Origin of the sequence: Vibrio sp. V39_P1S14PM300 (assembly GCF_009904765.1) — a bacterium.
GTDB classification, from domain to species: domain Bacteria; phylum Pseudomonadota; class Gammaproteobacteria; order Enterobacterales; family Vibrionaceae; genus Vibrio; species Vibrio proteolyticus.
Genome location: NZ_WXWP01000172.1, coordinates 1 through 12,947 on the forward strand (window position 1 = coordinate 1; position 12,947 = coordinate 12,947).

Genomic DNA, 12,947 nt, shown 5'->3' on the forward strand with positions numbered 1-12,947 from the left:
GCAGTAAACATGCGTTTTCCTCACTCTCACCCCGACGTTATCGCGGGATGTTCCTATCATGGCAGGCAGTGTATTTTGAGTCCGCGAAGAATACTTGTCAAAAACTCCGAGCTTTTTGCTAAAAACTACGATTATTAACAAAGCAAAAACAAAATCACACGAATTTAAGCAATATATTATTTGGTAAAATTTAGCCTACGTAACACATAAGGGGCAAAAAGATACATTTAATTAAATAAAAACTGGAGGAAGAACAAACACCTGACGGTTGTCAATAACATCAGGCGGGAGCGATGGAGATGAATATTGAGCCACAATGGCTCAGAAAGTCGGTGAGAAGCGCTTTTTGTACTGCGACGGAGAGACACCCTGCAAACGGGCGAAGGTATGAGTAAATGTGCTCTGACCAGAGAAGCCTGTCAGATCAGCAATTTGACCCAGGCTGAGATTGCCCTGTTCAATCAGTGCCTTGGCCATATCAATGCGTTTACCGAGCACATACTGATGTGGCGTGATCCCCATCTGCTCTTTGAACAACATATGAAACTGGCTTTCCCCGAGAAATACACTCCCGGCCAGTTGGGCTACGGTAATTCTGCGGTTAAGGTTCTGTTCGATGTAGCGGTCGATGGCTTCCAAATCAAAGCGGGAATCTTTGCGCGAAGAAGCCAGAACCGAGATATGGCGCTGCATCAGCGCAATGACGGTGTCATTACAAGCTCGGCTAAGCAATAAATCTTCCGGACTGGCCTGCATTTCATGCACCAGCATCTGAATCAAACGCTGGATCTGCGCATCCAACTGAAAATAGACATTGGACTGCGACAACTCATTCAGTTTTTGCAGCATCAGCGGATCATCGTTGGAAGGCAGCGGCATGTTCAGGACGAGAATGTCTGACTGACCAATCACTCCACCAAAAGCGTGATCCGACCCTGAAGTCACGACGCATCCCTGACCAGGGCCGATGTAATTGCCCCGTCCATTGACGTCAAATTCAGCCTGACCCTTGAGCCCAATCACAACCTGAGTGTAGCTGTGCTCGTGGCAATCCATATAAGAAGGCAACGTCACCAGCTCCGCCGGACGGGGTGACAAAAGTTTGGCTGTTGAGAGCTTCAGCTCACAATTTATAGGATTTTGCTCTTTCATTCTGGAACGATTTTCCGGGCTTTCAGCAGCCATCTTATACCACAAAGACCGCCAGCCAAAACCTCATTTTCATCAAATAACCACTTATGTGCATATCACAAACAAGGGCTGCCACATGGTGAAAAATGCATCAATTTCTCACCCGGAACAATGATCAAGTGCACATAAATTACGGTCAATGTGTGTTCAATGATTCATCCTCAGATCATTCCTCGTCCCAGCTATTGCATATTTCCTTAATCGGATCAAAATGGAATGAGCATCAAACTAGAACTAATAAATCACTCACTGTAACTCATGGATTTTAGTGATAGTTTTATGCTTCAGGATGAAGAATCACTAGATAAGTCAGCCGGGTATTTCAGGCTGTCAAAAGTTTGTCTATTCCACATTTTTTGTGGGTCAACCGATAAAAATTCTAGCAGGGACCTATGAGAACACGTCGCATTCCAGCGCTTTTGCTTGCGCTCAGCCCGTTATGGGTATCGCCGTCAATTCTGGCTCAGGACAGCGCCCCTAATGTGGACGCGGTGAGCGCCATCGATGGCCAATTGACCGATAAACAATCGCAGATTGACTCCGTCACCGCTGAGCTCAGCACACAAAGCAACCACCTACAGCAACTGAAAAATGAGCAATCGGCTCTGGCTCGGGAAGGGCAACAGTTGGCCTCTGAACTTACACTGGCAAAATCCACGTTAGATAAGCAATACGCCAAAATGCTTGAGGATCCAGAAACAGAACTGACGTCTTTCCAGAGTAAGTACAAACAAAGCTGGGCTGCCCTGAACGATAATCAGGCCGCCCAACAAGAGAAACAGCAGGCCATAGCGGACGCTGAGACACAGTTGTCACAAATTCAGCAAAAGCAAACCCGCCTGAAAGGGGAGTTCTCCGTACTCAAAGAGCAACGCATTACCGCACGAGTGAACCGCCTTGCCCAAGAGTTGCGTCAACAGGAAGTCGTAACCACGGCGTACACCACAACCTGTTCAGTCAGCATGACCTTGGGCGAATGCGCTAATCAGGGCCAGTACCTGACCAAGCAGCAAGCGGTGAATTCGTTTAGCAGTAAACTGATCGAGCACCTGACAGAAGCGCCTCTGGCCAGGCAGAACCTCAAAGGCGTACAGCTCAACATTCACATTCAGGAAAGCCAGTTGCTCAGCAGCGGATTTAAAGGCAACGACCAGTACGCAACGGAAATGCAGGTGCAGTTGCAGGCCAAACCAGATCGCTCAGCGGCATGTACCTTACTTGGTGTTGACGAGCGTTACTGCGTGCAGCAGGGCAGCGTGCCAAGTGGTGTCGACAAGCAGGATAAAAAGTGGGCAAACGTCACCTTCCGCTCCAATCAGTTCAACGATCAAGTCACCATTAATGGCATTGGTTACGGCAGTACACCTATCGAAGTGGTACTGCCAAGCGGCCAGCACAAAGTCAGCGTGACCAAAGAGGGCTACAAGCCCTACAACCGAGTGATCACCATTCATGGTAACGACACGGTATGGGTAACACTCGCTCCAAACACACCCAGCTAAACGCCGCACTTCGCACTCGCATAAACGCCCCCTTTTTTCGCCTTACAGCGAAAAAGGGGGCATTCACACAGCTTGATCATGCTTTCGACTTGTGTCCTCGTTCAACACAACTGGGCGGCATAAAACTCAATTCGGAACAACGGAAGTTCCCATTAGGGGGAAATCCCCCCTTTAACCCAATAAAACAAAGAATTACATTGTGTATGAACTCAGATGACAGTATCTGCGTTTGGTATCTATTGATACGTCTATTCTCAACGGAAACGTTGGGCATAGATCCTCTTCTACACGTCGACAAGATAAATCTTGTGTTTGCCAGCCTTTATGGCTGGCTTTTTTCTGTCTTATTTGTTCACCACACGACTCAATCCTCACTCATATGGGTTACAGAACACTGTGCACTTGCTATCATAAGCTGATCTTGTAACGTGCGAGTTAAACCGTGTTATCCACCCTTACGCCGCAACAGGCGTCGCTCTTTCACCAGTTACCCGGATACTGGGGCTGCAAAGACACTCAATCCGTTTTTGTCTACGCAAATGACGCGTATGCCAAACTGATTGGACATCAATGCGGCGCTGACTGCATCGGACTCACCGATTTTGATATGCCCGCCCCGACCACCAAATGCGCGGCGGATTTTCGCGAGCAGGATCGCTACGTGATCGAAACGGGCCAGTCGCTGCGTGTGCTCGACATTCATCCGTTTCCTGACGGAAGTTGGCGAGCGCTGATCTTCAGCAAATCGCCTTGGCTCAATGCACAAGGCGACATTCAAGGCACGATTTTTTATGGTCAGGAACTGACGGACACCGCCATCATTGAAGTTGGCCATTGGGTTTACCGGGCGGTCGGGCTCAATCAGAGCGATGAACGGATTTCCCTCAATCATCCCCATGTGCGCACGATTGCTCCACTGACCAATCGCGAATCGGAGGCGCTGTTTTTGCTGCTGTACGGCAAAAAGCCAAAACAGATTTCAGCGGTGATGGGTATCTCGATTAAAACCTTCGAAGGCTATGTTGACCGCCTGAGGCAGAAGTTCGCGGCACACAGCAAAGACCAGTTGATTGATAAGGCGCTGGAGCTCGGTTATGGCTCCTATATTCCGCAAACATTGTTAAAGACCCAGCTGTCTGTGGTGCTCAATAACCAAAACACCGCTCAATGAGCGGTGTTTGATAGGCAGAGGAACGTGAGTGGGATTAAGGCGCCAGACGGTCGACGTGCCACTCACCGTTATCACGAGCGTAAAGGAAACGATCGTGCAGACGATGCTCGCCGCCTTGCCAGAATTCGATACTGACCGGCCGGATACGATATCCCCCCCAGAAACTCGGCACAGGTATCTCACCTTTCGCAAACTTCTCTTTGAGTTCCAGGTACTTTCCTTCCAGCACGCCACGAGCCGAAATGCGACTACTCTGTCGGCTGGCGATGGCGGCCAGTTGGCTCTCCTTTGGCCGGGAGGCGAAATATTTCATGTTTTCAACCGCGGTAAGTTTTTCGGCCACCCCAGTAATGTGCACCTGACGTTCGAGCGGGTGCCAGGGAAAGTGCAGACTCACTTTGTTGTTGTGCGCAATCTGCTGCGCTTTGCGGCTGCCCAGGTTGGTGTAAAACACAAACGCGTCTTTCTCAACGTTTTTCAACAGCACAATGCGCTGGAAAGGTTGACCGGTTTCATCAACCGTCGCAACTGTCATGGCCGTCGGGTCCGTCAGACCCGCTTCGATGGCCTGTTGCAGCCACAAGTTAAACTGATCAATCGGATCCTGACTCAAATCCTTTCTGCGTAGTCCGCCTTTGTTGTACTCACGGCGAATATCTGCGATTTCCATTGCAACTCCTGCTGATTTTTTGCTGATTGTGCGCTTATACGTCAGAGAACTCAAGATCATGCCACCCATCCTTCTGAGAAAGACACAGGAATGCCGCTGAACGTAATCCAGCTCACGTCAACGCGGCTCCAGATGAGGAAAAGTGCGGGCAAAAAGCACTTTATCATCTAAATTAAGTTCATATACCTGAGCAACAACAACGTGTAGGATTCACGTACCCAGAAATTAGTTTGGCATATCATGCCCTTAACTTTTATCGGGACAAAGAATAGAATCTGTTTTAACCCCGACTTTCAACACAAGGACCACCGATGAGCAAGAGCAGTTACGACAAGCTCACCAGCACCGAACTCGACTATGTGGACGATAAAACCGCAGCGCTGCTGCTGAACACCCCAAACAGCGCCCGAATCATGCTGTGGGTTATGGTGGCCTTCTTCATCATTGCGGCAGTCTGGGCGTCATGGGCTGAGATTGATAAAGTCACGGTCGGTCAGGGCAAAGTGGTGCCCTCTTCTCAAATTCAGGTGGTACAAAACCTCGAAGGTGGACTGGTTAAAGAAATTCTGGTCAAAGAAGGTCAACTGGTTAAAAAGGGTCAGCAACTGCTACTGATCGATGACACTCGTTTTCGTTCTGACTATCGCGAGCGCGAACAGCAGGTGGCCAACCTGACCGCCAACGTATTGCAGCTGTCTGCCTCACTCAACAGCGTGGTGATCGACGACGACTTTGATGAAAAAGACTGGAAACAGAACGTACAACTGGATTACAGCAAACTGGAATTCCCGGACGATCTGAAAGATAAACAGCCGCAACTGGTCGCTCGCCAGCGTGCAGCATACCGTCAGGATCTGAATAATCTGCGCAACCAACTGTCGGTGATTGACGAACAGATCAGTCAGCGTCGCCAGGATTTGGTGGAGATTGAAGCCCGGGTGCGTAACCTGCGTGACAGCTATCACTTCGCCAAGAAAGAACTGGATATCACCAGACCACTGGCTGAAGAAGGTGTCGTACCTCGCGTCGAGCTACTGAAGCTGCAACGCCAGGTTAACGATACCCGTCGAGAGCTCACCTCCAGTGAACTGAAAATCCCAGTACTGAAAGCCGCTGTGCGCGAATCGATGCTCAGCCGCATCGACGCCGCGCAAAATTTCCGCTCCGAACAACAACAAAAACTCAATGACGCTCAGGATCGCCTGTCAGCCATGACCGAGTCTGCGGTCGGCCTGGAAGACCGCGTTAACCGTACCGTCATTATGTCACCGGTAACCGGGACGGTAAAAACCCTGTACGTCAACACCGTCGGTGGTGTTATTCAACCAGGTATGGACATCGTCGAAATCGTTCCGACCGAAGACACCTTACTGGTCGAGGCAAAAATCGCACCGCAGGACATTGCCTTCCTGCGCCCGGATTTGCCCGCGATCGTCAAATTCAGCGCGTATGACTTCACCAAATACGGTGGTCTGGAAGGCACACTGGAGTACATCAGCGCTGATACGACTCAGGACGAAGAAGGCAACAGTTTCTACATGGTGCGCGTACGCACCAACCAGACCTCACTGGGTAAAGAGGAAGACTTGCCCATCATCCCGGGGATGACATCCACGGTGGATATCATCACAGGCAAACGCACCGTCATGAATTATCTGCTTAAACCTATTCTGGGCGCGAAAGACAACGCGCTAAAAGAGTAGCCGGGCAGATGGCGACGCGAAACACGAATCAGGCAACAGGAGCTAGCCCAAATTGAAGAAGTATTGGCTGCCAGCGTTGTTGCTGGTTGCAACCTCATTTACCACGGTTGCTCTGAATACCAAAGAGCAGCAGTGGGTAAATTCGGTGCGTAAAACCTACGGCGAAAGGGCAGCAACACGAGTACAGACCTGGCGGACAGAGCTCGCCGCTTATCGTAGTTTATCCGAGCGAGACCAACTCACGGAAGTTAATCGCTTTTTTAACCAACTGTATTTTGTGGACGACATCAAACTGTGGGGGAAAAAAGACTACTGGGCCACGCCGCTGGAATTTCTTGGCAGCAATGCCGGAGATTGCGAAGACTTCACCATCGCCAAGTACTTTTCCCTCCGAGAGCTGGGGGTCCCAGACCGCAAGCTGCGCCTGATCTACGTTAAGGCAATAGAACTGAATCAGTTTCACATGGTGCTGGCGTACTACGCAACGCCCAGCGCCGAACCGTTAATTTTGGACAACATCAACCCGGAGATTAAACCGGCGTCCACTCGCCGTGATCTGCTGCCTATCTACAGCTTTAATGGTCAAAACCTGTGGCTGATGAAATCCAACAGCGGCCAGTTGGCCGGTAAAGCATCGCGCCTCAGTCTGTGGAATGATCTGCGGGCCAGAGAACGTTCAATCAAATTAAACAAACCAATTGTAAGTTACGATGAGTAGGCAATATGACGTTATATAAACAACTTGTCGCCGGTATGATAGCAGTGTTCTTACTGTTGATGACTTCGGTGTTTATCATCGAATTTAATACCACGCGTAATAATCTAGAGCAGCAACAACGCTCAGAGGTCAACAACACCATCAACACGGTTGGCCTTGCTCTGGCGCCGTATCTGCAGGACAAAGATCAGGTCGCCGTGGAATCGGTGATCAACGCCCTGTTTGATGGCAGCAGCTACTCCATTGTTCGACTCACGTTTCTCGATAACGGTGAAGAAATTCTGCGTTCCTATCCAGTGCAGCCTAACGGGGTTCCAGAATGGTTCACCAACCTGCATTTGTTTGAAAAAATCCAAGACAGCCGGGTTGTCACCAGTGGTTGGATGCAATTGGCCGAAGTTGAAATTGTCAGCCACCCTGGGGACGCCTACGCCCAGTTGTGGAAAGCCTTTGAGCGACTGGTTGTCGCCTTCGGAACCATTTTCCTGATTGGGTTGGTGTCGATTGCCTTTATCCTCAAACGTGCACTGCGCCCACTGACACTGATAGTAAGAAAGATGGAACAGGTGGCGCGCAACCAGTTTGGGGATCCGCTACCACGTCCAAACACCAAGGATTTAACCTACGTTGTCGATGGCATCAACAGCATGTCGGCTCAGGTTGAAAAAGCCTTCAAAGCCCAGGCGAAAGAAGCTCAGCAACTGCGTGAACGGGCCTACATCGACCCTGTTTCTCAGTTGGGTAACCGCGCGTACTACATGAGTCAGTTGAACTCATGGTTAAGCGAGAGTGCCATTGGTGGCGTAGTGATCCTGGAAGCCAGTTTCATCAAAGAGTTGTATGAAGAAGACGGGTATGAAGCCGGCGACGGTATGGTGCGCGAACTGGCCGACCACCTCAAGGTGTCCATCAATGCCCAAGACGTCACCATAGCCCGTATCTCCAGCCACGAGTTCGGCTTTATTTTCCCGAACATGGATGAGGAAGAACTGAAAGTCACTGCCGACGGTATCGTCAACTTTGTGCAGGACATCGACGCCGATCCAACCGGCACCGCCTCTGCGGAAGTCTCCCTCGGGGTAGTACACAACGAAACCCGCAAGTCACCAAGCGAGATCCTGACGCTGCTCGACAATGCGCTGGCCAGTGCCAAAGCCAATCCGGATCTGCATTACGGTTACGTGTCGCATGAAAACAATCAGAACCTGATGGGCAAACAGCAGTGGAAAGCTCTGGTAGAAGAAGCGATTCACAACGACTGGATCACCTTCCGCCTGCAGTCAGCCAACAACAGCGCCGGTCAGACATATCACCGCGAAGTCTTTTCGGCCATCGAACACGATGGCGTACGCTACAGTGCCAACCAGTATCTGTACGCACTGGAGCAGCTTCAAACCAGCCATATTTTCGACCAGTACGTGATCGAGACTATGATCGAGAAACTCAGCAGCGGTGAGATCCAGGACTCCATCGCCATCAACATCGCTCAGAGCAGTATTTCGCAGCCAAGCTTTATCCGCTGGATCACTCAGATTCTTAACCGCCACAAATCTCTGGCCGAGAAACTGCACTTTGAGATTCCAGAAAGTTGCTTCATTAACACGCCGCACCACACCGCCCTGTTCTGTAATGCGGTCCGTGCTGCCGGCGCAGATTTTGGTGTCGATAACTACGGCCGTAACTTCCAGTCACTCGATTACGTGAATGAGTTCCGTCCTGCTTATGTGAAACTGGACTATCTGTTCACGCACCATTTGGATGATGAGAAACAGAAGTTTACCCTGACGTCGATTTCGCGGACGGCGCACAACCTGGGCATCACCACCATTGCGTCTCGGGTCGAAACGCAAACTCAGCTCGACTTCCTGTCGGAGCACTTTATTGATGTCTTCCAGGGCTTCATCGTCGATAAATAAACAAAAAGGTCGTTGTGCATGCAAGATCCGCTATTAACTTCGCTCATCTACGTCAGCCGTTACTACGGGTTAGCGAATTCACCAGAAGCGCTGATAAATGGCTTACCGCTCGCGGATGGCAAATTAACCCCGTTCCTCTTCCCCCGCTCCGCCGAGCGGGCGGGACTGGTGGCCAAAGAAAACCGCTCTGGCCTGACCGAGATCTCCCATCTGATTCTGCCGGCTGTCTTGCTGCTGAAAGGCGGCGATGCCTGCGTACTGAACAGCATCAACCGCGACACGCAAGAAGCGGAAATCGTGACCGGTGAATCCGGTTTAATGCCGGTGTCCATTCCTCTCAGTGAACTGGAAGAGCTATACATTGGTCGCTACTTTCTGGTCAAAAAGCAGTTTCGATACGACGAACGCTCCCCGGAAGTGCTCAAAACCCGTGATGGTCACTGGTTCTGGAGCACCATCTGGCAATCGAAAAACATTTACCGTGATGTGCTGATCGCTTCGATCCTGATCAACCTGTTTGCCATCGCAGCGCCCATGTTTACCCGTTTGGTGTACGACAAGGTGGTCCCGAATCTGGCCTTTGAGACCTTGTGGGTACTCGCCAGCGGTATTTTCGTTATCTTCTTATTTGATCTGTCCCTCAAGTTGCTGCGCAGCTACTTCATTGATGTGGCCGGTAAGAAGTCCGACATTTTGATCTCATCCAAACTGTTCAGCAAAGTGATGGGGATTAGAATGGAGTCCAAGCCCCCTTCGGTTGGCGCGTTTGCCCGTCATCTGCAAGAGTTTGAATCAATCCGTGAATTCTTCACCTCAGCGACCATTTCATCGCTGATCGACCTGCCATTTGCACTGTTGTTCCTGTTCTTGATTTGGATGATGGCCGGTAGTCTGGTCCTGGTGCCGATCGTCGGGGTCGCGATCCTGGTGATTTACTCCCTGCTGATCCAGGGCCCGCTGCGCCGGACCATCGAGGAAGGTTCACGCCTGGCATCACAGAAATACGCCAACTTGATTGAGAGTCTCGCCGGGCTGGAAACGGTGAAACTGTTTGGTGCGCAAAGCCAGTTCCAGTTCCGCTGGGAAGAAGCGGTAGCGCACATGGCAAACTGGAACATCAAAAGCCGCCGCATCACCGATGGTATTCAGAATACCGCAGGGTTTGTGCAGCAGGCGTCCAACGTCGGCATGATCATTCTCGGTGTGTATCTGATAGCGGAAGGCGACCTGACCATGGGCGGGCTCATTGCCGCGACCATGCTGAGCGGCCGGGCGATTGGCCCAATGGTCCAGTTGTCTCTGCTTTCGACACGTTACAATCAGGCCAAATCGTCCATGACCATCATTGAACAGGTCATGTCGATGCCGGATGAGCAGGAAGAAGGCAAACGCTACATTCACCGTCCGATTGTGCACGGCAAGATCGAACTGGATAAAGTCACTTTCCATTACCCAGATTCTCCGGTAGCGTCGATCCGCGATCTCAGTCTGACCATCAATCCAGGCGAAAAAGTCGCCATCATTGGTCGGATCGGTTCAGGAAAAACCACACTGGAGCGGTTGATCATGGGTCTGTACAAACCGACAGAAGGCCATGTTCGTATTGATGATACCGACATCGAACAGCTGCATCACATCGACATCCGCCGCAATATAGGTTGTGTTCCTCAGGACTCTAACCTGTTCTACGGTTCGATTCGCGACAACATTACTCTCGGCCGTCCACTGGCTGACGACCGCGACGTCATGGATGCAGCGAATCGCGCAGGTGTCACCGTATTCACGCAACAAGATCCCGCAGGTCTGGAGCGCCAGGTCGGTGAAGGGGGTCTGTTGCTCTCTGGTGGTCAGCGCCAGTCGGTAGCCATTGCTCGTGCTCTGCTGGGACGCCCGCCTGTACTGCTGATGGACGAGCCGACCAGTGCAATGGATAACCGCTCTGAAATGCACATCAAACATCAACTCAGTCAGCTTAGCTCAGACGAGACCCTGATTCTGATTACGCACAAAACCTCGATGCTGGACATTGTTGACCGAGTGATCGTGATGGAAAAAGGCTTCGTGATTGCCGACGGACCGAAGTCTCAGGTTCTGCATGACCTCAAGCAAGGCAAAGTCCGAGCAATAAACGGCTGATAACTTTTCTACCTTGAACCAAAAGCCAGTTTGATGACTGGCTTTTTTGTTTTCACGCGTTTGATAAAAATGAAAGCTGCGGTCAGAATCGGACCCAAACGGCACAATTCACTCCCTACTTCCGGACATATTTTGTTACTCTTGCCGCCCCCGATTCACACCCTGTCGAATCGCTCACCTAACTGCCCTCAAGAAGACATTCGATTTGACTATGAAATTGGTCGGCAGCGCTTTAATTCTGTCAGGAACTGCCTTAGGCGCCGGTATGCTGGCTATTCCAATGGTGCTGGCTCAATTTGGCTTCGTCGTTAGCCTGATACTAATGCTGACCATATTTGCCGGTACCACCTATGCGTCCCTACTGCTGGCCGAAGACTGCACCAAAACCCGCGACAACAGCGGAATGAGCAGCGTGGCCTATCTGACGCTGGGCCGCAAAGGCCAACACATTATCAATACCCTGTTCTACCTGTTGTTGGTGTACATGCTGATCGCCTACACCATTGGCATTGGTGACCTGCTGCACAAGCTGTTGCTGAACCTGGAAATCCAGCTGTCGCCTCAGCTTTGTTACAGTGCTTTCAGCCTGGTGATGGGTGCCATCGTGGTGTCTGGCAAAGCGCACACCGACAAACCAGCCCGGCTTTGAACACCTGGCCCGCTTCGGGAACGTACACTGCGGAAGGCGGCAAACCGGCGCTGATTGCCATGGGTTTGTTCGGCGCCCTGATCTTCATTTCCTGGTTTATTCAGTAACACCTAAAGCCAACTCTTCGTGGTTGGCGGTGTTTTTTTGCTCAGAGACACGTGAGCCGATTCGCGATTTTGTTATCCCGCACGGCGTTTTCATTAGGAATGCCATTGCATAACCAAAGCGAGGCACATATCCTTTGCGGGTTCAAAATTTTCAGGAATCCGGTCATGCCCTTAATCCCTTGTCCCGTCTGTGAAAAGCAGATTTCGAAACGTGCACATACCTGCCCAGGTTGTGGTGAGCCCGACCCATTGCACCACCTGGCCAAAAGTAAGTTGCTGTCCTTTATCGTCTGGACCGCACTGGTCGTTGCCGCTGGTTACGTCGCCTGGGTGTATGTATTACCGATGTTGATCGAATACGCCAAGCAACAGTAATCAGCTGTCAACCAATAGCAAAAACCCGCCGATGGCGGGTTTTTCGTGCATCTCTTAGTATGCGACTCCGATGCGCTGTTGCGGGTACTGCGATCGTTCAAGTTCATCTATCATAGCCACGGCGTAGTCACTGACGGAAATTCGGCTGTTGCCCTCTTCATCGCTCAGCAGTTGATCACCGCCCACGCGGTAAGGTGCTTGTTTCTCGCCGGGGAATATCTCAGCCGCCGGGCTGACAAAGGTCCAGTTCAAGGTACTGTCGCTGGCACGGAACACGGCCAATGCCTGACCCATCACTTCTGCTTCTGGTTTGTATGCTTCAGGAAAGTCTGGCAGGCTGATCAGAGCCACGCCCGGTGCAACTTCCAGAGAGCCGGCACCTCCGACCCAAAGGAGGCGGTTTACCCCGTGTTGAGGCAAAGCTTGCAACAGTGTCTCTGCGGTTCGAACCACGATGTCGTGATTGCCGGCAGCGCGACCACCAATGGCTGAAATGACCGCGTCTACGCCCTCAACCGCTTTTGCCAAATCGGCACCTTCAGCCAGCAAATCGAACTCACGGACTTCCACATCATCTCGGGTCACTTTGCTCGTATCACGAACCAATGCCACCACCTGATGACCACGAGCAACGGCTTCTGCCACAATGTGACCGCCAATCCAACCTGATGCACCCAATACTGCTACTTTCATTGCGTTCTCCTCACTCTTTTCAATTCATATCAGTTTCTGAACAACCATTGCAGTTTAGTACTGAACTAATTGGCGATAAATTCGCAATATTGATGTAGATTGTATCAGTATAGTTT

General features: G+C 51.0%; 10 protein-coding genes and 1 pseudogene. 8 read left to right on the top strand and 3 right to left on the bottom strand.

The features are described from left to right. Positions 1-321: 321 nt before the first annotated feature. Positions 322-1,152, bottom strand: coding sequence for an AraC family transcriptional regulator (locus CAG65_RS08570; protein WP_021706282.1), 831 nt, complete (start codon positions 1,150-1,152; stop codon positions 322-324). A 431-nt stretch (positions 1,153-1,583) separates the two neighbouring features. Here CAG65_RS08570 and CAG65_RS08575 point away from each other — a divergent pair, with 431 nt between their 5' ends. After that, entirely contained in the window at positions 1,584-2,693 is a 1,110-nt protein-coding gene (locus CAG65_RS08575; protein WP_161453353.1) for a PEGA domain-containing protein, read from the top strand. 442 nt (positions 2,694-3,135) lie between these two features. Next, a complete protein-coding gene (locus CAG65_RS08580; protein ID WP_021706284.1) occupies positions 3,136-3,864 on the top strand; it encodes a helix-turn-helix transcriptional regulator in 729 nt (242 codons plus the stop codon). A 34-nt stretch (positions 3,865-3,898) separates the two neighbouring features. Here the strand turns inward: CAG65_RS08580 and pdxH are convergent, their stop codons facing one another. Then, complete coding sequence (pdxH, locus tag CAG65_RS08585) at positions 3,899-4,534, bottom strand: pyridoxamine 5'-phosphate oxidase (RefSeq protein ID WP_021706285.1); 636 nt, start codon at positions 4,532-4,534, stop codon at positions 3,899-3,901. Positions 4,535-4,845: 311 nt separating this feature from the next. Here pdxH and CAG65_RS08590 point away from each other — a divergent pair, with 311 nt between their 5' ends. The 6 genes and pseudogenes from CAG65_RS08590 (at position 4,846) to CAG65_RS08615 (ending at position 12,138) form a co-directional block, all read left to right on the top strand. After that, positions 4,846-6,237 (top strand): HlyD family type I secretion periplasmic adaptor subunit, encoded by a 1,392-nt coding sequence (locus tag CAG65_RS08590; protein WP_021706286.1) that lies wholly within the window; start codon positions 4,846-4,848, stop codon positions 6,235-6,237. A gap of 52 nt (positions 6,238-6,289) precedes the next feature. Continuing rightward, on the top strand, positions 6,290-6,955 hold the full coding sequence (locus CAG65_RS08595; RefSeq protein ID WP_161453354.1) for a transglutaminase-like cysteine peptidase: 666 nt from the start codon (positions 6,290-6,292) through the stop codon (positions 6,953-6,955). A gap of 5 nt (positions 6,956-6,960) precedes the next feature. Then, on the top strand, positions 6,961-8,871 hold the full coding sequence (locus tag CAG65_RS08600) for a bifunctional diguanylate cyclase/phosphodiesterase (RefSeq protein ID WP_021706288.1): 1,911 nt from the start codon (positions 6,961-6,963) through the stop codon (positions 8,869-8,871). A gap of 18 nt (positions 8,872-8,889) precedes the next feature. Then, positions 8,890-11,007, top strand: coding sequence for a type I secretion system permease/ATPase (locus tag CAG65_RS08605; protein WP_021706289.1), 2,118 nt, complete (start codon positions 8,890-8,892; stop codon positions 11,005-11,007). A 211-nt stretch (positions 11,008-11,218) separates the two neighbouring features. Further along, a pseudogene (locus CAG65_RS08610) lies at positions 11,219-11,641 on the top strand (aromatic amino acid transport family protein); the annotation flags it as partial. A gap of 287 nt (positions 11,642-11,928) precedes the next feature. Further along, complete coding sequence (locus CAG65_RS08615; protein WP_021706787.1) at positions 11,929-12,138, top strand: hypothetical protein; 210 nt, start codon at positions 11,929-11,931, stop codon at positions 12,136-12,138. A gap of 54 nt (positions 12,139-12,192) precedes the next feature. Here the strand turns inward: CAG65_RS08615 and CAG65_RS08620 are convergent, their stop codons facing one another. Continuing rightward, the gene (locus CAG65_RS08620) at positions 12,193-12,831 is read right to left on the bottom strand and encodes an NAD(P)-dependent oxidoreductase (protein ID WP_161453355.1); all 639 of its coding nucleotides are present in this window, start codon (positions 12,829-12,831) and stop codon (positions 12,193-12,195) included. Positions 12,832-12,947 lie beyond the last annotated feature (116 nt).

What these genes read in the sequence shown, in the direction of transcription:
- CAG65_RS08615 (WP_021706787.1), top strand. Translation starts at nt 11,929, where the DNA reads ATGCCCTTAATCCCTTGTCCCGTCTGTGAAAAGCAGATTTCGAAACGT.
- pdxH (WP_021706285.1), bottom strand. Translation starts at nt 4,534, where the DNA reads ATGGAAATCGCAGATATTCGCCGTGAGTACAACAAAGGCGGACTACGC.
- CAG65_RS08575 (WP_161453353.1), top strand. Translation starts at nt 1,584, where the DNA reads ATGAGAACACGTCGCATTCCAGCGCTTTTGCTTGCGCTCAGCCCGTTA.
- CAG65_RS08620 (WP_161453355.1), bottom strand. Translation starts at nt 12,831, where the DNA reads ATGAAAGTAGCAGTATTGGGTGCATCAGGTTGGATTGGCGGTCACATT.
- CAG65_RS08570 (WP_021706282.1), bottom strand. Translation starts at nt 1,152, where the DNA reads ATGAAAGAGCAAAATCCTATAAATTGTGAGCTGAAGCTCTCAACAGCC.
- CAG65_RS08590 (WP_021706286.1), top strand. Translation starts at nt 4,846, where the DNA reads ATGAGCAAGAGCAGTTACGACAAGCTCACCAGCACCGAACTCGACTAT.
- CAG65_RS08600 (WP_021706288.1), top strand. Translation starts at nt 6,961, where the DNA reads ATGACGTTATATAAACAACTTGTCGCCGGTATGATAGCAGTGTTCTTA.
- CAG65_RS08605 (WP_021706289.1), top strand. Translation starts at nt 8,890, where the DNA reads ATGCAAGATCCGCTATTAACTTCGCTCATCTACGTCAGCCGTTACTAC.